General features: G+C 37.3%; 17 protein-coding genes. 16 read left to right on the forward strand and 1 reads right to left on the reverse strand.

The genetic code is table 11. From position 1 onward, the window contains the following. The first annotated feature begins 8 nt into the window (after positions 1–8). The 12 genes from AC6CH7_RS14690 to AC6CH7_RS14745 all read left to right on the forward strand — a co-directional run bounded on the left by AC6CH7_RS14690 (position 9) and on the right by AC6CH7_RS14745 (position 14,700). Positions 9–1,520: a lipid II flippase MurJ gene (locus tag AC6CH7_RS14690; RefSeq protein ID WP_498263471.1), complete on the forward strand. Its 1,512-nt coding sequence runs from the start codon at positions 9–11 to the stop codon at positions 1,518–1,520. Next, positions 1,517–2,620 (forward strand): glycosyltransferase family 4 protein, encoded by a 1,104-nt coding sequence (locus tag AC6CH7_RS14695; RefSeq protein ID WP_498263472.1) that lies wholly within the window; start codon positions 1,517–1,519, stop codon positions 2,618–2,620. The genes AC6CH7_RS14690 and AC6CH7_RS14695 overlap by 4 nt, the downstream gene beginning before the upstream one ends. A 6-nt stretch (positions 2,621–2,626) precedes the next feature. Then, positions 2,627–3,523, forward strand: a complete 897-nt coding sequence (locus tag AC6CH7_RS14700) for a glycosyltransferase family 2 protein (RefSeq protein WP_498263473.1) — start codon at positions 2,627–2,629, stop codon at positions 3,521–3,523. After that, on the forward strand, positions 3,520–4,641 hold the full coding sequence (gene wecB / locus AC6CH7_RS14705) for a non-hydrolyzing UDP-N-acetylglucosamine 2-epimerase (protein ID WP_498263474.1): 1,122 nt from the start codon (positions 3,520–3,522) through the stop codon (positions 4,639–4,641). Before AC6CH7_RS14700 ends, wecB begins: the two co-directional genes overlap by 4 nt. Further along, a complete protein-coding gene (locus AC6CH7_RS14710) occupies positions 4,631–5,647 on the forward strand; it encodes a glycosyltransferase family protein (protein ID WP_498263475.1) in 1,017 nt (338 codons plus the stop codon). Before wecB ends, AC6CH7_RS14710 begins: the two co-directional genes overlap by 11 nt. Further along, positions 5,641–6,702 (forward strand): EpsG family protein, encoded by a 1,062-nt coding sequence (locus AC6CH7_RS14715; protein WP_498263476.1) that lies wholly within the window; start codon positions 5,641–5,643, stop codon positions 6,700–6,702. The genes AC6CH7_RS14710 and AC6CH7_RS14715 overlap by 7 nt, the downstream gene beginning before the upstream one ends. A gap of 2 nt (positions 6,703–6,704) precedes the next feature. Continuing rightward, entirely contained in the window at positions 6,705–7,745 is a 1,041-nt protein-coding gene (locus AC6CH7_RS14720; protein WP_498263477.1) for a glycosyltransferase family 4 protein, read from the forward strand. A gap of 3 nt (positions 7,746–7,748) precedes the next feature. Continuing rightward, the gene (locus AC6CH7_RS14725; protein ID WP_498263478.1) at positions 7,749–8,579 is read left to right on the forward strand and encodes a glycosyltransferase; all 831 of its coding nucleotides are present in this window, start codon (positions 7,749–7,751) and stop codon (positions 8,577–8,579) included. 71 nt (positions 8,580–8,650) lie between these two features. Beyond that, positions 8,651–9,781, forward strand: a complete 1,131-nt coding sequence (locus AC6CH7_RS14730; RefSeq protein ID WP_498263479.1) for an MraY family glycosyltransferase — start codon at positions 8,651–8,653, stop codon at positions 9,779–9,781. 8 nt (positions 9,782–9,789) lie between these two features. After that, a complete protein-coding gene (locus AC6CH7_RS14735) occupies positions 9,790–11,400 on the forward strand; it encodes a gliding motility protein RemB (RefSeq protein WP_498263480.1) in 1,611 nt (536 codons plus the stop codon). Between the two features lie 30 nt (positions 11,401–11,430). Next, a complete protein-coding gene (locus tag AC6CH7_RS14740; RefSeq protein WP_498263481.1) occupies positions 11,431–13,074 on the forward strand; it encodes a capsule assembly Wzi family protein in 1,644 nt (547 codons plus the stop codon). A gap of 12 nt (positions 13,075–13,086) precedes the next feature. Beyond that, positions 13,087–14,700 (forward strand): capsule assembly Wzi family protein, encoded by a 1,614-nt coding sequence (locus AC6CH7_RS14745; protein WP_498263482.1) that lies wholly within the window; start codon positions 13,087–13,089, stop codon positions 14,698–14,700. Here the strand turns inward: AC6CH7_RS14745 and AC6CH7_RS14750 are convergent, their stop codons facing one another. Then, positions 14,701–15,426 carry a tyrosine-protein phosphatase gene (locus AC6CH7_RS14750; protein ID WP_498263483.1) on the reverse strand — a complete coding sequence of 242 codons (726 nt, stop codon included), beginning with the start codon at positions 15,424–15,426 and terminating at the stop codon, positions 14,701–14,703. A 172-nt stretch (positions 15,427–15,598) separates the two neighbouring features. On the opposite strand from AC6CH7_RS14750, the gene AC6CH7_RS14755 reads away from it, so the two are divergent. The 4 genes from AC6CH7_RS14755 to AC6CH7_RS14770 all read left to right on the forward strand — a co-directional run bounded on the left by AC6CH7_RS14755 (position 15,599) and on the right by AC6CH7_RS14770 (position 21,189). Continuing rightward, complete coding sequence (locus tag AC6CH7_RS14755) at positions 15,599–16,411, forward strand: polysaccharide biosynthesis/export family protein (protein ID WP_498263484.1); 813 nt, start codon at positions 15,599–15,601, stop codon at positions 16,409–16,411. Positions 16,412–16,422: 11 nt separating this feature from the next. Beyond that, a complete protein-coding gene (locus tag AC6CH7_RS14760; RefSeq protein ID WP_498263485.1) occupies positions 16,423–18,825 on the forward strand; it encodes a GumC family protein in 2,403 nt (800 codons plus the stop codon). 19 nt (positions 18,826–18,844) lie between these two features. After that, positions 18,845–19,825 carry an SDR family oxidoreductase gene (locus tag AC6CH7_RS14765; protein ID WP_498263486.1) on the forward strand — a complete coding sequence of 327 codons (981 nt, stop codon included), beginning with the start codon at positions 18,845–18,847 and terminating at the stop codon, positions 19,823–19,825. A gap of 71 nt (positions 19,826–19,896) precedes the next feature. Further along, positions 19,897–21,189: a nucleotide sugar dehydrogenase gene (locus AC6CH7_RS14770; protein WP_498263487.1), complete on the forward strand. Its 1,293-nt coding sequence runs from the start codon at positions 19,897–19,899 to the stop codon at positions 21,187–21,189. Positions 21,190–21,223 lie beyond the last annotated feature (34 nt).

Below are 21,223 nucleotides of genomic sequence, written 5' to 3' on the forward strand. Positions count from 1 at the left end.
AAGGCAAATTGAAAAGAAAAGCATCAGTACTGTTCATACTCCGATTGCTAAAAGTGGGTATTTCCATTTTGACCTTATCACTTTCTGCCAAATATTTTGGGGTATCTCTCCAGAGAGACATCTGGCTGCTTACCTTAAATTGTATCCTGGTTTTGGATATGGCCATCTGGGGGCCACTCAATGAAACCTTTCGGGCCAGATTTATATTTTTTAAAGAAGAAGAAGGAGAAGTCGCAGCCTTAAGTAAAACAAGGTCTCTTCTCTTGTTTATTAACCTGGTTACCATTTTTCTGGTAATGGCAATAGTGATCTTTCCTGAACCCCTGGCCAAAATAATAGCCCCATCTTATAAAGGAGAACAATTGGTGTCATTACTTTTTATGATCAGGATTGTTGCCCCAACATTTTTATTTAATCAGCTCACACAAATATTTATAAGTGTTTTAAATGCTTATGACTCTATTTACATACCCGAAATCGCGAACTTTTTTTCCGGATTGATCAGCCTGTTTATGATCATTTTTCTGGCACCCGTGGTGGGGATACTTTCTTTGGTTTATGCCTATTATTTAAGCCTTATTCTATTGTTGATTTTGCTGCTTATCCAGCTCAATAAATTCAAGCTGAGGCTGTATAAGAAAATGAGCAAATTTAAATGGGCCGATATAAAACCCTTTTTACTGTTTGCACTCCCTTTCTTTTTTCCTTATTTTATCGGGCAGATCGGGTTAGTCATCGAAAAATCTATTACCAGCTCTATTGGTATAGGCCTTGTTTCGGTAATAGATTATGCACGCAAGTTTACTGATATGCCAATGCAAATACTCTCCAGTGTGTTTACTACCATGCTGGTTCCGGGGCTTTCCCTGGCGTTTGTTAAAAAAAATACAGACGGTTTTTTCTTTGAATTCAAGCAGATCTACCAGCTTGGGTTTTTGATCGTGATGGCGCTCGTAGCAATGTGTACAGCATGTCCACATGCATTTGTCGCTATCCTTTACCAAAAGGGAAACATTGGTGCCGATGTGCTCAATCAGATCAGTTTGCTTACTATGTTTTATAGCTGGGCAGCAATCGCTGTATTCCTTTACCTGATCCTCGGCATTGCACTCATCTCTTCAAAAAGAGGTAAAACCTATGCTTTTTATGGTATTATTGCCCAGGTGATCATGATTTTGGCGAATGTGTTTTTTAATAAGATCCTGGGGATATATATATTCCCGTTATCATTATTCCTGTCGCACATTATTGCAGCATTTTTTATGTTTGGCAAATTCCCCTACAAAAGAAGGGCGCTTGCGGGCATCACTTTAAAGTATATGGCTATACTGGTGTTTATCGCCTCGTCTATGTACCTGTTCAACCGGTTTGTTTTTGTTTTTGAATTGCCGGTAAGTACAGTGCTGTTAAACCTTACACTGCTGGTTACTTTAACCATAATGTTAATGTTTGTACTGAAACTGGACGAGCGTTCCATCATTTCCCGTTCCTTTCATAAAATTATGGGGCTGCTGAAATGAAAAGATTTTTAACCATTTTTCCGCTGGCACAGAACGTTCATCTGATCAAAGATGTAGGTATGATTCCCTTTATCCTGCACAAGGAGCTTGGCTTTGATGCTACTTTAGCCAGTTACCAAAATGGAGATTACGCTTACTTGCAGAACGAAGTACAGGGGCTCAAACATTTAGTCATCAAACGGATTTTTAATAACCGGTTATTTGATGTTTCCCTTTTTCTGTTGTTTAACTTCAGGAAATACGATGTGTTGCAGGTATACCACCTAAAAATCACATCGATGATCTGGTTGTGGTTATTCAAACTGTTAAAAACCAATAGTGGGAAAACCTATTTGAAACTTGATGCAGATAGCTCTGTGCTTAGTTTTAGTCCTTCGGGAATTAAGAAGAAGATTGCCCTATCCATTTTGAAAAATACAGACCTGATTACTGTCGAAACAAAAGCGTACCAGCAAATACTAAATGATCATAATACGCTTGGCAGAAAGGTAGAATACTGCCCAAATGGGTTTTATGATAATGGTTTAAAAGCGTATATCGGAACAGAAGAAAAAGAGAATCTCATGATTACCGTGGGCAGGATTGGTACTACCCAAAAAGCAACTGAGGTTTTATGCGAAGGATTTCGTTTATTCGCTTTATCTGATAAGAATTGGAAACTCGAAATCATTGGCCCAATCGAGCCTGCTTTTCATACTTTCATTGATGATTATTTTAATAAATATCCCTGGCTAAAAGCACAAGTGACTTTTTTAGGGGAAATAAATGATCGCGAGGTATTGCAGTCTAAATATAGAAAGGCCAGGATCTTTGTGCTTACTTCCCGGTGGGAGGGTTTCCCCCTTGTGTTTCCCGAAGCGCTTAAGGGGGGCTGCTTCATTGTTTCCACTGATTTACCCGCAAGTAAAGATGTTGTAGATGAAGACTGTAATGGTCTGTTGTTCCCGATTGATGATGCAAGTGGGTTGGCAAAATCTTTAACATCGGCTGTAGCCAATGATGAAAAAATGAGCCAGGCATGTTTACAGATTCAAGACAACGCTTATAGGAACTTTTACTGGCCTGAAATATGTAAAAGAATAGCACATTACCTATTTTAGTTTATTATGGACGTATCGATAATTATCATAAACTATAATACAACAGAGATGATGAGGCAATGTCTTCAATCTGTAATCGACCATACAAAACAAAACAGTTATGAGCTTATTATAATAGATAATGCCTCATCAGACAGATCAATAGAAAGTTTGCAGTCCGAATTTGAGCAGGCAACCTTTATATTTAATGAACAGAATGAGGGCTTCGGTCGCGCTAATAATAAAGGCATCAACATTGCGAAGGGCAAATATTTGTTCCTCTTAAACTCTGATACCTGGTTGTTAAATGATGCCGTATCTATTTTTTGGGAATTTATGGAAGGCCCAATGGGGCAAAATGTAGGATGTTGTGGCGGAGATTTGCTCAAACCCAATGGGGAAAAGCAAGTTTCTTACGGAAATTTCCCTTCATTAGCTGAGGCCTTTTCTGTTTTGGGCTTTTACCACCTTTATAAATCTTATTTTGACCGCCATATTAGCAGCGGTGTTGTGAATACAGATGATCTGGTGAAAGCCGTTGATTATATTTCAGGGGCAGATATGTTCATTAGAAAATCAGTTCTTGACCGGACTGGTGTATTTGATCCCGATTTTTTTCTTTATTTTGAAGAAACTGAACTTTCTTACCGCATAAAAAAGGCAGGATTTAAGTGCTTCCTGCTTCCTTTGGCAAGAATTGTGCATCTCGAAGGTGCATCACAAACAAATCAGCTTAATTTTGATAAAATTAAAATTTATACAAGGAGCCGCAGTTTGTATTTTAGAAAATGCTATGGCAGATTTCATGAGTTTTCGATGAATGTAATCTACTATCTAAAAGCAATGGCGCAATACTTGGTAAGTTTTGGCAAAATGGAATATTTAAAAACAGCCAGAATTGTCAGAACGCAGGATAAATTATGAAGAGAATATTAATTGTATTTGGCACACGCCCCGAGGCTATTAAAATGGCGCCCCTAATTCAGGAATTTCTAAAATATCCTCAATTATATGATACTAAGGTTTGTGTTACTGCCCAACATAGGGAAATGCTTGATCAGGTGCTTTCGTTTTTTGAAATTGCACCCGATTACGATCTTGATCTGATGAAACCGGGACAGAGCCTTTCTCAGCTTACAGCGGATGTGCTGCTCGGATTAAAGCCAATTCTGGAAGCTTTTCGTCCGGATTATGTTTTTGTTCATGGCGATACCACAACTTCTATGGCAGCAGCCATGGCTGCTTTTTATGCGGGTACTAAGGTTTGTCATGTAGAGGCCGGGTTACGAACTTTTAATAAACATTCTCCTTTTCCTGAAGAAATGAACAGGCAGATCACCGGGCGGATCACTGATCTTCATTTTGCACCAACATCAAAAGCCAGAGAGAATCTTTTAAAAGAAGGAGTTAAGGCCGATCAGATTTTTGTAACCGGAAATACCGTAATTGATGCGTTACTTTTTGCTAAAGAACGGGTAGACCAGATAAAGGATAAAGAAATAGAAGCGCTAAAAGGTATTTTAGATGGCAACAGGGAACTGATCCTGGTTACCGGGCATAGAAGAGAGAATTTTGGAGATGGCTTTGTTCAAATCTGCAATGCACTTAAGGCAATTGCCTTAAAACACAATGTTCAGATTATCTATCCGGTACACTTAAATCCTAATGTTCAGGATACCGTTTATAAAATTTTAGGTGATGTAGAAAATATTAAACTCATTAATCCTTTGGCATATCCCGCATTTGTATGGCTGATGAAGCAGTCTAAACTGATCATTACCGATAGTGGAGGGGTACAGGAAGAAGCGCCCTCGTTAGGAAAACCGGTATTGGTAATGAGAAAAACTACAGAGCGACCAGAGGCTGTTGAAGCAGGTACAGTTGTTTTAGTAGGTACAGATGAACAGCATATTCTAGATCAAACTACTGCATTGCTTACCGATCAAATGAAATATGAAGAGATGACCAGGGCGCATAATCCTTATGGAGACGGCCTTACCTCAAAACTGATATTGAAAATTATAGGAGCTCATGAAGTTTAAGTTTTTTCTTACAGAAAGATCTGTTAACGAGGCTACAGATTTCTATATCGGTTTAATAGAAAGGGCAATTCACACAGCCGGATACCAGAGTGAGCGAATCTTTAGTGTAAAGCAGATCCTGGGCAATGATGTTGTTGTTACTATAGAAGCTAAGGATTTTCTGAAGGTAAAGCTGTTAAAGCCTGGGCATAAACAAATCAATTGGTTTCAGGGGATTGTTCCCGAAGAGGCAATGATGATGTTTAACTCAAGCTGGAGAAAAGTGCTTTGGGAGTTTCTTGAGCGCCATACACTTTCAAAAGCCAACCTAAACCTCTTTGTTTCTGAAGCAATGAGGCAACATTACATCAGTAAGTATGGATATAATGGAAAGTATGATCTGGTCATTCCATGCTACAATAAGCAGCTCAATAAAGAAACTTTTTTTATCCATAAAAAATATAGCACTCCATCTTTTGTCTATGCCGGGAGTCTTGCTGCCTGGCAATGTATCGATGAAACATTGCAGATTTATAAAGGTGTTGAAGCCGCGATTCCGGAGGCTAGCCTTACACTGCTTACCGCAGATCAGGAAAAGGCAATGAAGCTGTTAAAGAAATATGAGATCAGAAATTGCGAAGTGCGTTTTTGTGCATTGGCTCAGCTTGACGCGGAACTCAGTAAATATAAATATGGATTTCTGATCCGTGAGCCACATATCGTAAACAAGGTTGCTACACCAACAAAGATGAATTCTTATCTTGCACTTGGTGTAATTCCGGTTTTTTCAAATGTAATTGAAGCCTTTAAGGCGCATCTTCCTTTCACAGACAATGGAGCGATTAAGATTAATCCTGAGCTTTCATTGGAAGAAAAAGTGCAGCAGATCATTAATTTTGAGAGCGGTGTTCAGGTCTTACCGCAACCGCTTTATGAAGAATATGCGAAGCTATCCGACAGCTATTATAATGACGAGGTTTATATCACTTCATTAAGCAAAAAGCTAAAAGAATTAATTGTATGCTAATCCTGTCCATTGTTTTTGTTTTTTTAATAGCCGTTTCCTTTTTGGATCTGGTTAAAAATACATTAACAATAAGGGTTGTTATCCTCATATTTATTGGTATTTTGCTGGCAACCATTGCTGGACTCAGGTATGGCGACAGGGATTATTACAATTATGTAGACACCTACGAGTCATCAAGTAAGCTCTTTACTGAATTTGATACTACTGATATACATGGAGAGCCAGGCTACCTGTTAATTAACAGGATCTGTAAAACAGTTGGGATAGGAACTGTAGGCCTATTTCTGATCATGTCTTTTTCAAGTGTCTTTCTGAGTCTCAATTTTTTCAGAAAATACTCGCCATATTTTCTGGTGGCCGTTTTAATTTACTTCTCTCATGTCTTTTTGTTAAGAGATATGATGCAGATCAGGGCGGGGTTGGCGGCTTCTATGTCACTTTATGCGCTCCCTTATATTGAAAGGCGACGATTTTTGCCGTTTTTGCTGATCCTGGTTTCTGCTGCTTTAATACATGCCGGGGTATTAATCCTTATTCCACTATACATCGCTTACCCTTACTATCTAAAGCATAAGTCGTCCGTTAAATATCTTGTGGCCTTTGGGTTTGTTCTCGGAATAATACTTAATGCAGGCGTAATACAATATCTGATCACAAGATTTCTCAATATACCTGCGGTAACAATCTACCTAGAGGATCCTGAATATTTTGCTTCTCTGGGATTATTGAATATCGTTTTAGTCAAGAACCTGATTTTATTTTGTTTTCTGATTTATTATAGGAAAGAAATTGAAGAAAGAGTAGCTCATTTTGATGTTTTTCTGCTTTGTTTTGTTTTTGGTGTTTTCTGGCTAAGTGCTTTTAACCACTTTGCTATCGTTGCGGCAAGGTTGGCAACTTACTTCTCTAATACGGAGCACATCCTTTTACCGGCGCTGTTTTTTACGCGGATTAATAGGTTTGTACTTTGGGCCGTAATTGTAGCTTATTGCATTGTGATGTTTGTAAGTAAGTTTGAGATTTTTGAGGAAATGACTTATATATTCTTAAGATAGAGATGAAAATTGCTTTTATACTACCTTCTCTTGCAAATACAGGCCCTATTCTTGTCATTCAAGATCTGGTGAGCGAGCTTGTTAAGTATGGGCATGAATGTCATGTCTATTACTTTGACAACCTTGTGCAGCTGGATATGGCCTGTGCTACCTATAAGATTTCATTCTTTAAGAAGATCAACTTCAACGCTTATGATGTGGTACATACAAATATGTTCAGGCCGGATGTCTATTGTGCTTTAAACCGCTCCAGTATTGGGAAAAACACAAAACTTATTGTAACTGTGCATACTGATATAAATCGTGACCTTAAGGCAGGTTATGGATTGCTCAAGAGTATGATCGGGCCGCCTATCTGGCGCTGGGCATGGCGTAAGATGGATAAGATAGTCGTGTTAAGTCACTTTGCAAAAAGTATGCTTGCTACTAATGGTTTAATCAACAAAATTGTGGTAGTCAATAACGGCCGTGATATTATACCGGGGTTTCCGGAGATTCCAACAGCCGATCGCAAAATTATTGACGATTTAAAATCCAAATACACCCTGTTGGGTACTGTAGCGGGATTCGACAAAAGAAAGGGGCTTGAGCAGGTTGTCGAACTACTCAAATTAGAACCCGATTATGCGTTTGTGATTGTTGGAGATGGCAGTGAACGTGAAAATTTAGAAAGAATGGCCGCTCAGAATAAGCTAACAGACAGATTTAAGGTCTTAGGAGCCAGGCCTCAGGGCTTTCGTTACTCCGGTGAATTTGATCTTTATATGATGCCATCCCGGTCCGAAGGTTTACCCCTTGCATTACTTGAAGCTGTGGCACTAAAAACAGCTGTTATATGTTCGGCCATTCCGGTGTTCAGAGAATTTTTTTCGGATAATGAAGTTACTTTTTTTACGCTTGATGATATAGCGTCTTTAAAAATTGCTTGCGAAACAGCATTGAAAAATAGAGAAACGTTAAGAGAAAATGCCTACAAACGGTATAAGAGAGATTATATCGTGGAGGTAATGGCCAATAATTACATTAAAGAATATACAAACTAATTTATGGTAAAACAGCTAAGTGTATCGATAGTCCTGTATCAAAATTCAAGCGATGTTGAGCTTGCAGTTGCTTCGGTATTAAATACCTCTCTGGATATCATACTTTACCTGATCGATAATTCCCCTACAGACAGGCTTAAATATCTTGCTTCAAATGATCGGGTTCTTTACCTGTTTAATAATGCCAATCTTGGTTATGGAACAGCTCATAACATAGCCATGCAGAAAAGCATGGCACAAAATATAAAGTATCACCTGGTTATGAATCCCGATATAACCTTTCAGCGGGGTACGCTAGAGTGCATATATGACTTTATGAACCATCATGAGGATGTTGGTAGCTTAATGCCTAAGGTTTTTGGTTTAGATGGGTCGGTACAAAAACTCTGTAAGTTACTTCCAACACCTTTGAACTTGCTGGGAAGAAGGTTTCTTGGCAAAATAGCATGGGCAGCGCGCATGAATGACAGATACGAATTAAGTGAGTTTAACTATAACGATATTTTAAACGTTCCTTCATTGTCAGGTTGTTTTATGTTTATCCGTACCTCAATATTATCTAAAGCAGGGCTGTTTGATCCAAGATATTTTATGTATCTCGAAGACTATGACCTTGGCCGAAGAATTCATAAGGTTTCAAAAACCGTTTTTTATCCTGAGGCGTCAGTAATCCACACCCATGCTAAAGAATCCTATAAAAATAAGACCTTGTTAAAAATACATATGAGATCAGCCATTAGTTATTTCAATAAATGGGGGTGGGTTCTTGATAAGGAAAGAAGTCGCTTTAACAAAGCTGTTCTTTTAGAACTACAACATAAGAAGGAAAAGTAAAATTTTTATTAGCTTTGGCTCTATTTTTGTTTGCGTCAGAGAACAAGTCGAACCTATGATAAAATAATTACATGCTACTTACACTAATTTTTCTGACCAGTTTATTAATGGTCTGCTTTTCGATACCTGCAATTATAAATCTGGCATTTAGAAAGCGATTATTTGATAAACCAAGCGAGTTGCGTAAGGTACATAAGAGAATCGTGCCGAATTTTGGTGGGATCGCTATTTTTACAGCATTTTTGTTCTCTTGTTCCCTTTTTATTAAATCAGAATTATTGCCCGAAGTAAATATACTGATGGCGGGAGGACTGATTCTTTTTATGATCGGACTTAACGATGATATTGTAGGTCTTGGCCCTTTAAAAAAGTTTGTCGTTCAGTTTGCCAGTGCTTTAATCATAGCTTTAGCAGCAGATATTAGGATAACCAGTCTTCATGGCTTATTAGGGTACGAGGAGCTTAATTATTACACTAGCATATTCTTAACTGTTTTATTTATTGTAGGGATTGTTAATGCATTTAATCTGATTGATGGTATTGATAGTTTGGCCGCTTCACTTGGAACCTTTGTTAGTTTGATTTATGCATACCTGTTTTGGAATGCCGGATATCTGGGTTGGAGTTACCTTTCCATTGCACTTACAGGAGCTCTGGTAGGCTTCCTGTTTTTTAATGTTAGTCCTGCACGTATATTTATGGGCGATTCGGGCTCTTTATTGCTGGGTTTTGTTTGTGTGGTCTTAAGCATTAAGTTTATAGATGTGGCCGCAAGTACACCTGTTAAGTTTGGTACTACTAACATCGAAGCCGGCTTTGGATTGGTTTTAGCAGTTTTGATTATTCCAATATTTGATACACTACGGGTATTTGCTTTAAGAGTGATTAGAAATAGATCCCCCTTTAAAGCAGATAATAACCATTTACACCATCGCTTGTTGTTTTTGGGACTAAGTCATATGCAATCCACTCTTGTGTTGGTTGTAGTAAATATTTTATTTGTAATCATGGCGGTGTCTTTTCAGAATATTGGTAATACACAGTTAGTTAGTCTTATTGTTTTAACAGTCCTTGCAACTAATGGAATGTTGTCGCTTTATATTGAAAGATTCAAAAAAGGACTATTGAGCAGGGCAAAATCGGAGCCTGTTGTTATTAAGAGTTTCGGTGAAGAGATTCTGGAAAAGATTACTGAAAATTAGGGAACTTAATGAAGCACATTTTTATCAGTTTAGTTGTTTGTCTGATATTTACTACAACTTTAGAAAATGCATACGGACAGGCAGAATTACTGCCCATAAGTCATGATCTTAACATTAAGGCAGGTAAAAAGATCTACTTCGGAGACTCTGCGAAGAACCATTCTGCCTTGCAATCCTATTTTGTAGACGATCTTACCGGTACATCTGATAGGGATAGCTTATTTCAAAGCCTGTTTCCCGAAGCAGAGGAATGGCAGTCAAAAAACTGGCTTTATCGCAAATTGTTTACAGAGCATTTAATTGAGGTAAAGAATGATGAATATTCATTTTATGCTGATTTCTTACCAGACCTTCAAATTGGGAAACAAGGAGATAAGAACCTTTGGTTAAATACAAGAGGCGTGCAGCTCGGAGGAAAGATAGGCAAGAAGTTTGCTTTTTATAGCTATTTCTTTGAGAACCAGGGTAAGTTTGCTAAATATTATTCTGATTACGCATTCAATAACAAGGTTGTGCCCGGCCAAGGTTTCACCCGGACTTCCGGTAGTGGCGGGGTAAACGGAGCGCTTGATTATAATTATTCAGGCGGGAGCCTTTCTTATACGCCGGTAAAATATATAAACTTTCAGGTGGGCTATGATAAGAATTTCATTGGAGATGGATATCGTTCATTGCTATTGTCAGATAACGCATTCAATTATCCATTTTTTAAGATCACTGCCACTTTGGGCCGCGTGCGTTATATGGCCATGTGGGCTCAGTTTATTGATTTTTCTGAACAAGAATTTGGCCTGGTAGATAAACCCTTCCCTAAAAAATATGGTGTATTTCATTATTTAAGCTGGAATGCAACAGACCGGTTAAGCCTGGGGTTATTTGAAAATATAATGTGGGCCAATAGAGGATTCGAGGCTGGATATCTAAACCCCATTATCTTTTTAAGACCGGTTGAGTTTGCCAATGGATCTCCGGATAAGGCCATACTAGGATTTAATGCCAGCTATAAAATAGCTGATCGTTACGTTGCTTACGGACAACTGATGATCAATGAGTTTAGGGCTAAAGATGTTTTTTCAGGAAAAGGACACTGGGCCAATAAGCAGGGCGGACAATTGGGTATTAAGGGATATGACATCTTCAAAGTAGGCAATCTGTATGCTCAGGTAGAGATGAACAGGGTAAGGCCATATTCTTATTCCGCAAACGATCATTTTAAAAACTACGGACATTACAATCAGCCACTTGCACATCCATATGGCGCAAATTTTGCGGAGTGGTTGGGAATAGTGAATTACAGGTATAAAAGATTTGATGCCCGTTTACAGCTTACCACTGCTACTTATGGTTTAGACCCAGATGGAATGAATTACGGTAAAGATATTTACAAAAGTTATGATACCAGGCCTGCTGATGAAGGATTCTTCATTGGAAATGGAATTAAGACAAAATTGCTTTATACAAATGCAACGCTCGCTTATGTTCTTAACCCTAAAAATAACCTGCGTTTAGAGATTGGTTATAGCTATAGAAAAGAATCAAATAGCCTGATTAATGATAAGCAGCAGATTTTTAATATAGGATTAAGATCTTCATTTAGAAATCTTTATAGTGATTTTTAAATTAACTTTTACTAGAACGTTGATGAGCGTATGAGATATATTTTATTATTTATTGGGATTTTTATATGCACTTTAAGCAATAGGGCAATTGCTCAGACCATTCCTGTTGGGATGCTCGAAAACCTTGAGGATGTTTATCGCAGAGATCAATTATTGGGGAAAGACTCTCTAAACAAGTCTTTTATGATCCGTCCGCTCTTTATTAATTCTGAAAAAGAGCAGCTATTTAGAAAATTAATATATACTTCTGATGAATTAAAAGCTAATATTTATGCTTTGCCCGTTGTATTGCAACAACAGTATGGCAACCTTCCTTATGGCGGAAATGACGGCACCATGATTCCTGCAAAAGGGTATCAGGGGCTTTTTAGTGCCGGTGTTTTTGCCTCAATCGGTCCTGTGTCTATACAGCTGCGCCCGGAGATTTTATACGCACAAAATTCAAAATTCAGGAGTATTTTATCCACTACAAATGCGGCAGATTTCGTCTCTTCTTATAAAGAATTGATGAAAAGTATTGATATGCCCGAGCGTTTTGGCGAAGGCCCGTATAAGAAGATTTATTTAGGGCAAAGTAGTATCAGGGTAACAAAGGGGCCTGTTTCAGTGGGTGTTTCTAATGAAAACCTTTGGTGGGGGCCCGGTATGCGAAATTCATTGCTGATGAGTAATAATGCCCCTGGATTTTTGCATTTTACAATTAACACTGTAGAGCCTGTTCAAACAGATGTGGGTAGTTTCGAAGGGCAGTTTATTGCCGGAGGTCTAAAATCTTCAGGAATACCTTTGCCAGAGAAATTAAACCTGCAAGACAAACCGGATGTATCACGATCTATTGTCGGTATAGCCTTAACTTATCAACCTAAATGGGCCCCGGGGTTATTTATAGGTTTTGATCATACTTCTATTAAAAACAGCGATACAATTGCAAGAGCCAATGTTCCGGCTGCAGAGTTTAGCTCTAACCTTAATAAAGGTCAGAATTCAGATAATTACAGCTCTTTTTTTGCGAGATGGGTGATGCCCGAGGCTCATGCAGAGTTTTATATCCAATATGGAACTAAAAAGTATACTTATGAGGTTCCCGGGGTTGTGCCCACCAAATCAGGTATACCCAATTCAGATCACATCAGAGCTTATGTGGCTGGATTTTCCAAATTGATTAGCTTAAACCGGGCTTCAGATGAGTTTATTAAAGTTGGTTTGGAGCTTACTGAAATGGGGAATAAAAACCAGAGGAAATTATACCCATGGCCAAGCTGGTACAATAGCTATGCTGTACCCGGAGGATATACCAATAGAGGGCAATTGATCGGAGCAGCGGTTGGTCCTGGTGGAAATATGCAAAGTCTGGATGTTGCCTGGGTTAAAGGCTTTAAGCGGATCGGTTTCCAGGTTGAAAGGATGGTACATAACAATGATATGTTCTATACAATGAATCCTTATACTGCAGACATAAGAAGGCACTGGGTAGATCTTGTGTTTGGAGGTAAGATCGATTGGGATTTTGGGCATTTTATTTTAAATAGCCAATTGACTTATATCCGATCTTTAAATTACCAATGGACATTTCAACGTCCACCAAATATTTATGGGAATAAGGATTGGTGGGAATGGGATAAGCAAGATAGGAGTATTGTACAGGCAAAATTGGGAATTATGTACCGATTTTAAGATTAGTTGATTATGAAATTAAAAATATCAGTTTTAGTTCTTTATTCTGTTCTTTACGCAGCGACAACTATTGCTCAAACTTTGCCTGTCGGCTTATTGGACAATACAGATGACTACTTAAGAAGACAGCAACTTCTTGGTAAAGATTCATCCAATTCGTCTTTTATGATCAGGCCGATACACATACCATTAGGATTGGATTTGAATAAAACCTTGTGGAATAATCCAAACGAAAATATAACCTTGTACGCGCTTCCGGTGGTTTGGCAGCAGCAATATAATACTGATCATCCTTACGGGATGAATGATGGTGCAATGATTCCTGCCAAGGGATATCAGACTTTGTTTTCAGCTGGTGTCGCTGCGAAAATTGGTCCGCTGACTATACAGTTGAGGCCGGAATTTGTATTTGCGGAGAATGCTGCTTTTAAAGGAATACTGAATGCCGATAACTCGAAATCGGTAAAGAACATATACATTACAAGAATCTTGAATGGAATAGATCTTCCAGAAAGATTTGGAAATAATTCTTATTCGAAGTTGAATTGGGGGCAAAGTAGTATCCGTTTAAATGCTGGTCCTGTTTCACTTGGGCTATCCAATGAGAATTTATGGTGGGGCCCAGGTACAAGGAGTTCATTGCTAATGACAAATAATGCTGCCGGATTTAAACATTTGACATTAAATACATTGAGGCCGATCAAAACACCGATTGGAGCTTTTGAAACGCAGATAATAGGGGGAAAGCTTGAAGCTTCTGGTGTAATTCCAAGCGTTGAGGGATATAGACCTAAGCCCAATGACTGGCGTTATCTTTCTGGAATCGCCCTTACCTATCAGCCAAAATGGATACCAGGTCTTCATTTGGGTTTTGATCGTAGTTTTATACTCTATAGAAAACAGATGGGCAGTGGCTTTAGCGATTATTTTCCAATATTTTCCGGGGTTACAAAAAATAATTTTGCCCCTACAGAAACGGGCAAAGATGAAGAGGACCTGAAGATTAGGGACCAGCGAATTTCCTTATTCGCGCGATGGGTTTTGCCTGAAGCTCATGCGGAAATCTATTTCCAATATGGGCGTGAAGACCATTCTAAAGATTTAAGAGATGTATTTTCTGAGCCCGAGCATTCAAAAGCTTACGTTGCCGGATTTAGAAAACTTATTGGATTAAGCGATTCGGAAGCTTTTGTTCAGATTGGATTTGAGGTGGCTAAATATGAAAGTTCAGCAACAAGTAGTATAAGAAATCCTGCATATTGGTATACTCATAGTCAAGTCAGAGATGGATATACACAACAAGGTCAAATCTTAGGTGCCGGGCTAGATCCAGCAAGTAATCTTCAAACTTTAGATGTAAACTGGGTTAATGGATGGAACAGAATTGGTTTAAAATTGGAGCGATATGTGCATAATAATAATTTGTACGATATGGACCTAGCTATAGAAAAGGGAAAAAGAAGTCCATGGGTTGATTTTGGTTTAACCGCAAACTATGATAAAGAATATAAGCGATTTATTTTTAATTCTCAATTAAGCTATATCAATTCAAATAACTATCAGTGGGCTGTTGATGAATCATCAGGAAATCTTCAACTTAGAATTGGATTAATGTATCGCTGGTAGCTATATCAATTCTTGATTTTTAAGTAATCCACTTTTTACCAGTCGTTCGAAGTGTTTAGTTAGTGGAACTTTTTTCAAAGTTTCTAAATGCCTAACATGATGAATATCGGTGCCAATAAAATCAATCATATCTTTTTCAATAAGTTTTTCTGCTATTGATTTGATACGTTTGCCATAGTGTTCAGTCAGCGAAAGTGCATTTATTTGTAATTCAACCCCCATTTCTTTTATTCGGTTATAATAATCGAAATTTTTATGGAAGAATAAATAACGTTCGGGGTGTGCTAGGATTATCTGATATCCCTTAATTCCTATGTCAAAAAACACTTCTTCTAAATCATGGGGTCTAGATATTTGACTAAATTCTACCAGCAGCCTGTTCCCTTTTAATGGCATTAGATTGCCTTCTCCAAGCTGACTCTGAAACTGTTCGTCCAGGTAATATTCAGACGAAAGATCCAAAGTAATGCCTTCTGGTAATTTCCCCTCAAGCAGTAAATGCCCTTTTTTTAAGGTCTCAGTAGAATTCGGGTGGATGTCTTGTAAAGTGTGCGGTGTAGTAATAAGATGGTGAAATCCTAAGTCTCTAAGACCTGTAATTAATTGAAGACTATCATCAACATCTTTCGCCCCGTCATCAACTCCCGGAATTAAGTGTGAGTGCATGTCTAGACCAATGATACTGAAATCATTATATGCAGATTTTGATCTGTTAAAAAAAAACATTTTTAAAAATTAAGTTTAAACCAATGCGAAGCTAATAAATAAAAATGAATACTTTATGGTATGGAATTTGTTGATGGGGCGATGAACTGCAGGGATGGATAATTCGTACGGTTTTATTAAACGGTGAATTAATGATGTTTTATCATGCAGGAGTAAATCTTAAGTATTATCTTTGGGAAATTTAAAAAAAAACGTGCTTACGCAGCCTATGAGAAAATCCGTTTATTTAATTGCTGTTGTACTCTTTATGAGTTCGTGTGGCGTAAAATATAAATCTGTTCCGTATTTCACTGATTTGCCAGCAGATTCGCTGCTTCAAGAAGAAATTAAGAATCAGACGGTTTTAAAAATTCAAAAAAATGATATACTAGCCATTACGGTCAGTAGCTTAAATCCGGAAGCCTCAGCTATTTTTAATATGGGAACAACTAGTTCTCTCCAAGGAAATACTAGTGCGAATGTGAACCCGACAAATACTGCTAACGGTTTTATGGTAGATGATAAGGGGGCTATTCAATTGCCAATGATTGATGCAGTACAAGTTGAAGGTTTAACAACTAGTGCCGCGAGAAGATTGATTCAAAGTAAATTGATGACTTACCTTAAGGAACCAGTGGTCAGCATTAGAATTGTTAATTTTAGAATTTCTGTCTTAGGTGATGTGGTGCGGCCCGGAGTTTATCCTGTTAACAATGAACGTGTCAATGTCTCAGAAGCTTTAAGTATGGCAGGAGACCTAACTATTACTGCTGTTCGGAATAATGTATTGTTGATTCGTGAACAAGATGGAAAAAGGCAATATGTTAGGTTGGATATGCAACGAAAAGACTTATTCAATTCTCCTTACTACTACCTTCAAAATAATGATGTCTTATACATTCAACCTGGAACTGCCAAATATGCAAGCGTAGATTCCAGCTACCGGAACGTAAGTATTGTTTTGTCTGCTTTGTCTGTAATCGCCTTAATTATTTCCCGTTTCTAATTAATTTATCAATGACTAATAACGAAAACTATAAGTCCGACTTGGAAAATAAAAGGGAAGACCAAACTATAAATTTCAGAGACCTTTTAGCAAGATATACTTATCACTGGCCAGTGTTTGTATTGGGGATTACTATTTGTTTAGTTGGTGCTTTCTTTTATTTAAGATATGCCCAGGAAGAGTACTCTGTTACTAGTACCTTGCTAATAAAGGATGATAAAAAAGGCGGAATGGCTGATGCAAGTGATTTGCTAAGTGATCTTGATCTTTTTAATTCGTCTAAAGTAGTTGAAAACGAAATAGAGATCCTGAAATCTAAGACTTTAATGCGAAAAGTGGTGGAACGTTTGAATTTAATGATCTCATATAAGGCGGAAGGTCGAGTGGTTAATTCAGATGTTTATTTGTCCAAACCGGTTAATATTGGTGTCGTGCAAATAGATAGTTCTTTCTATGGAGAAACGTTCATTTTAACTTTCCCATCAAAGAATACATATCAACTGGAGGAAAAGAAGACTGGAAAAAAAATCAAAGGAATTCTAAATCAATTACAAAGAAACAAACTTGGTGTCTATAAAATTGACCGAAATGCAAATATTAATAAATGGAATGAAAAGGATCAGAAGGAACTAAGTATCATCATTAATGATCCTCAAACGGTTGTGTCAGCAAATTTAAGTAATCTAACTGTTAATTTATCAGGCAAACAATCTGCGGTTTTGAGTTTGGGCTTCCAAACCACAGTCCCACAACGTGGAATAGATATTTTAAACACATTAGTTCAAGTTTATAATGAAGCGGCCTTGGCTGACAAGAATAGAACCACCCAAAGCACGATTGACTTTATTGATGAACGTTTGAAACTTATAAGTGGAGAATTAACTGAAGTTGAAAAGGATGTTGAGGGATTTAAAAGTAAGTTAGGCCTGACAGATATTAGTAACGAGGCTAATCTGTTTTTAGAAAATGTAAAGGCAAATGATGCCAAATTGAATGAAATTAATTTGCAGATTAGTGTAATTAAGGATATTCAGAGGTATGTTAATTCTTCCTCTCTTCAGGAGAAATTGCCAAGTATATTAGGGATAAATGATCCTATACTGTTAAGCCAGATTAACCAATTAAGTGAGTTGCAACTGAAAAGGGACGGGTTACTAGCCACAACAACTAAGGACAACCCATTAGTTGAGCCTTTAACAAAACAGATTGAAACTACAAGAGCTGGAATTAGAGCGAATATAAATAATATATCAGCATCTTTAGAAAATACCAAAAAAGGGTTGCAAGGGAATCTTTCTCAATTTGAAGGATCAATAAAGAAGATCCCTGGACAGGAACGTCAGTTAATCAGTATTAAACGACAACAATCAATTAAAGAGACACTCTACCTTTATTTACTTCAGAAAAAGGAACAGGCCGCCCTATCATATGCCTCAGCTGTCGCAGATAGTAGAATTGTGGATCCTGCATTTTCTTCGAAAGAGCCCATCAAGCCTAAGAGAGCATTTGTATTTTTAATGGGATTAGTCCTTGGTTTAGTTCTTCCTATCGCATACATTTATCTAAAGGAATTATTAAATAATAAAATTGAAAGCTCATCTGATATCTCTAAACTTACCAGTGCTCCTATTCTCGGCGAGATTTTTTACAATGATAGTTCCGAGTTGGTTGTTGTTAATGTAAATAGCCGAAAAGCTATTGCTGAACAGTTCCGTGCTATTCGAACCAATATGCAATTTTTGCATGGTAAACAAATTCCAGGAAAAGGTCGCGTTACACTCTTAACTTCCAGTATGTCCGGCGAGGGGAAAAGCTTTGTCTCTAGTAATATTAGTGCTGCTCTTGCAATTAGTGGAAAAAAAACTATTTTATTAGAGTTAGACTTGCGCAAGCCCAAGGTCAGTAAATATTTGGATCTCAATAATAAAACGGGACTAAGTAACTATCTGATAGGTAAAGCCGAAATTCATGATATCATTCAGCCATCTGGTATAACCCCCAATCTTTTTGTGATTGGATCGGGACCAATTCCACCCAATCCTTCTGAGCTTTTAATTCAACCTGAGATTGAAGTTTTGTTAGAATATCTAAAAGAGAATTTTGATGAAATTTTTATTGATACTCCACCTATTGGTTTGGTAACTGATGCTCAGATTATAGGGCGATTAGCTGATGCAACGATATATCTGGTTCGTCAAAATGTTACTTTTAAGCGACAAATAAAGGATTTAGATAAATTATTTCAGAATAAAAAATTTCCTAAACTTAATGTAATCCTCAATGGTATAGAATTAGGAGGTAGTTATGGTTATGGATATGGTTATGGATATGGTTATGGATATTATTCAGACGATGTAAAACATGAAAATAAAGGATTATCCGGAGCTTTGAAAGATTTATTCAAGAGGTTTTAATTTTAAAAGGTATAAATAAATGAGTGAAAACGTTAAAACAATTTTAATCACGGGGGGCGCAGGATTTATTGGTTCTAATTTGTGTGAGCATTTTTTGAATAGAGGATATAAGGTACGAGTACTGGATAACTTTTCAACAGGTCATCAACATAATATTAGCACTTTTCTGAAGAATGAAGATTTTCAATTAATTGAAGGAGATATTCGAAATATAGATGACTGTAAAAAAGGAGTAATTAATGCTGATTATGTTTTGCATCAGGCTGCTTTAGGTTCTGTACCTAGATCAATTAATGATCCTATTACTACTAATGATGTAAATGTATCTGGCTTTTTAAACATGCTTGTGGCATCGAGAGATGCAAAAATTAAAAGATTTGTATATGCAGCAAGCTCATCGACGTATGGTGATTCAGAAAGCTTACCAAAAGTAGAGGATAAAATAGGAGCGCCACTTTCTCCCTACGCAATTACTAAATATGTAAACGAATTGTATGCTGATATTTTTAGTAAAACATATGGCCTGGAGACTATCGGTTTGAGATACTTCAATGTGTTTGGCCGTAGACAAGATCCAAACGGTGCCTATGCGGCAGTAATTCCTAAGTTTGTAATCCAATTAATGCAGCACGAAAGCCCATTGATTAATGGTTCAGGTGATTATTCACGTGACTTTACCTATATAGATAATGTCATTCAAATGAATGAACTGGCTATGACGACAAATAAGCGTGAGGCCATTAATACTGTTTATAATACAGCAGTTGGCGACAGAACGAATCTAAACGAGTTAGTGAGCTATCTAAAAGAGTCCTTAGCGAAGTACGATCCAGTAATTGCCAAGATTGAAATAAAGCATGGTCCCAACCGAGCGGGCGATATTCCCCATTCTTTGGCCAGTATTGAAAAAGCGAAGAGTAAATTAGGGTATGACCCAACTCATAAAATTAAAGAGGGCTTAAAAGAAGCTGTTTCGTGGTACTGGAATAATTTAAAATGATTCTCAGAATAAAAGCCTTCATAAGAAAGGTATAATGATAATAATCTATCTCTAATTAATTTAATATTCAAATGTTAAAAAACGAATTAAGAAAAGTCGCTGTTATTGGTTTAGGATATGTTGGACTACCTTTGGCAAGATTATTTGCCACAAAGTATCCAGTGGTTGGTTTCGATATTAACCAAGGTCGGATTAATGAGTTAAATGCAGGTAAAGATAATACATTAGAGGTTGAAGATGCTATTTTACAAGCTGTTCTTGTTAATGAGCCATCAGATACTAATGGATTATTCTGCAGTGCTAATATAAAAGATATCGAGAAATGTAATGTCTATATAGTTACCGTTCCAACCCCAGTCGATAAAAATAACAGGCCGGATTTGACTCCATTATATAAATCAAGTGAGACTGTTGCGAAAGTTCTTAAGAAAGGAGATATTGTAATTTATGAATCTACTGTTTATCCAGGGGTCACTGAAGAAGAGTGCATACCTGTTTTAGAAAAGGTATCAGGATTGAAATTTAATGTAGACTTTTTTGCTGGGTATTCTCCTGAAAGGATCAATCCTGGTGATAAGGAGCACACTGTGGATAAAATATTGAAAGTTACTTCTGGTTCTACACCGGCAATAGGCCAAGTAGTAGATTCATTGTATAAATCGATTATCACTGCCGGCACCCATTTAGCACCATCTATTAAAGTTGCAGAGGCTGCGAAGGTGATTGAAAATTCACAGAGAGATATCAATATAGCTTTTGTAAATGAACTAGCTAAAATTTTTAATAAATTGGAAATTAATACGAATGCAGTATTAGAAGCTGCAGGAACTAAGTGGAATTTTTTACCTTTTAGACCTGGGTTAGTCGGCGGACATTGTATAGGTGTAGATCCATACTATTTGGCGCAAAAGGCGCAAGAACACGGATACCATCCTGAGATAATCCTCGCTGGACGCCGATTAAATGATGGTATGGGGGAATACGTAGCACACGAAGTAGTGAAATTGATGATTAAGAGGGATATTACAGTTAAAAATGCTAATATTTTAGTATTGGGGATTACATTTAAGGAAAATTGTCCTGATGTACGAAATACTAAGGTGGTAGATATTTTACATACCCTTAAAGATTACCAAGCTAATATTACAATTTATGATCCTTGGGCTAATCCTATAGAAGTGAAGCATGAGTATGGTTGGGATTCGGTTGATGAGTTAGGGAATATAAAAGATTTTGATGCAATTATTTTAGCAGTTTCTCATAATGAGTTTAAATCACTGAACTTAGACTCCTTATGCAAAGAGAAAAAAGTGATTTACGACGTAAAGGGAATATTAGGAAATCTAGCAGATGGATGTTTATAAAGGTTCAATTTTTGAGAAAAAGAATTTAATTCGG

This window comes from Pedobacter sp. GQ55 (genome assembly GCF_059758925.1).

What these genes read in the sequence shown, in the direction of transcription:
- AC6CH7_RS14695 (WP_498263472.1), top strand. Translation starts at nt 1,517, where the DNA reads ATGAAAAGATTTTTAACCATTTTTCCGCTGGCACAGAACGTTCATCTG.
- AC6CH7_RS14700 (WP_498263473.1), top strand. Translation starts at nt 2,627, where the DNA reads ATGGACGTATCGATAATTATCATAAACTATAATACAACAGAGATGATG.
- wecB (WP_498263474.1), top strand. Translation starts at nt 3,520, where the DNA reads ATGAAGAGAATATTAATTGTATTTGGCACACGCCCCGAGGCTATTAAA.
- AC6CH7_RS14710 (WP_498263475.1), top strand. Translation starts at nt 4,631, where the DNA reads ATGAAGTTTAAGTTTTTTCTTACAGAAAGATCTGTTAACGAGGCTACA.
- AC6CH7_RS14715 (WP_498263476.1), top strand. Translation starts at nt 5,641, where the DNA reads ATGCTAATCCTGTCCATTGTTTTTGTTTTTTTAATAGCCGTTTCCTTT.
- AC6CH7_RS14720 (WP_498263477.1), top strand. Translation starts at nt 6,705, where the DNA reads ATGAAAATTGCTTTTATACTACCTTCTCTTGCAAATACAGGCCCTATT.
- AC6CH7_RS14725 (WP_498263478.1), top strand. Translation starts at nt 7,749, where the DNA reads ATGGTAAAACAGCTAAGTGTATCGATAGTCCTGTATCAAAATTCAAGC.
- AC6CH7_RS14730 (WP_498263479.1), top strand. Translation starts at nt 8,651, where the DNA reads ATGCTACTTACACTAATTTTTCTGACCAGTTTATTAATGGTCTGCTTT.
- AC6CH7_RS14735 (WP_498263480.1), top strand. Translation starts at nt 9,790, where the DNA reads ATGAAGCACATTTTTATCAGTTTAGTTGTTTGTCTGATATTTACTACA.
- AC6CH7_RS14740 (WP_498263481.1), top strand. Translation starts at nt 11,431, where the DNA reads ATGAGATATATTTTATTATTTATTGGGATTTTTATATGCACTTTAAGC.
- AC6CH7_RS14745 (WP_498263482.1), top strand. Translation starts at nt 13,087, where the DNA reads ATGAAATTAAAAATATCAGTTTTAGTTCTTTATTCTGTTCTTTACGCA.
- AC6CH7_RS14750 (WP_498263483.1), bottom strand. Translation starts at nt 15,426, where the DNA reads ATGTTTTTTTTTAACAGATCAAAATCTGCATATAATGATTTCAGTATC.
- AC6CH7_RS14760 (WP_498263485.1), top strand. Translation starts at nt 16,423, where the DNA reads ATGACTAATAACGAAAACTATAAGTCCGACTTGGAAAATAAAAGGGAA.
- AC6CH7_RS14765 (WP_498263486.1), top strand. Translation starts at nt 18,845, where the DNA reads ATGAGTGAAAACGTTAAAACAATTTTAATCACGGGGGGCGCAGGATTT.
- AC6CH7_RS14770 (WP_498263487.1), top strand. Translation starts at nt 19,897, where the DNA reads ATGTTAAAAAACGAATTAAGAAAAGTCGCTGTTATTGGTTTAGGATAT.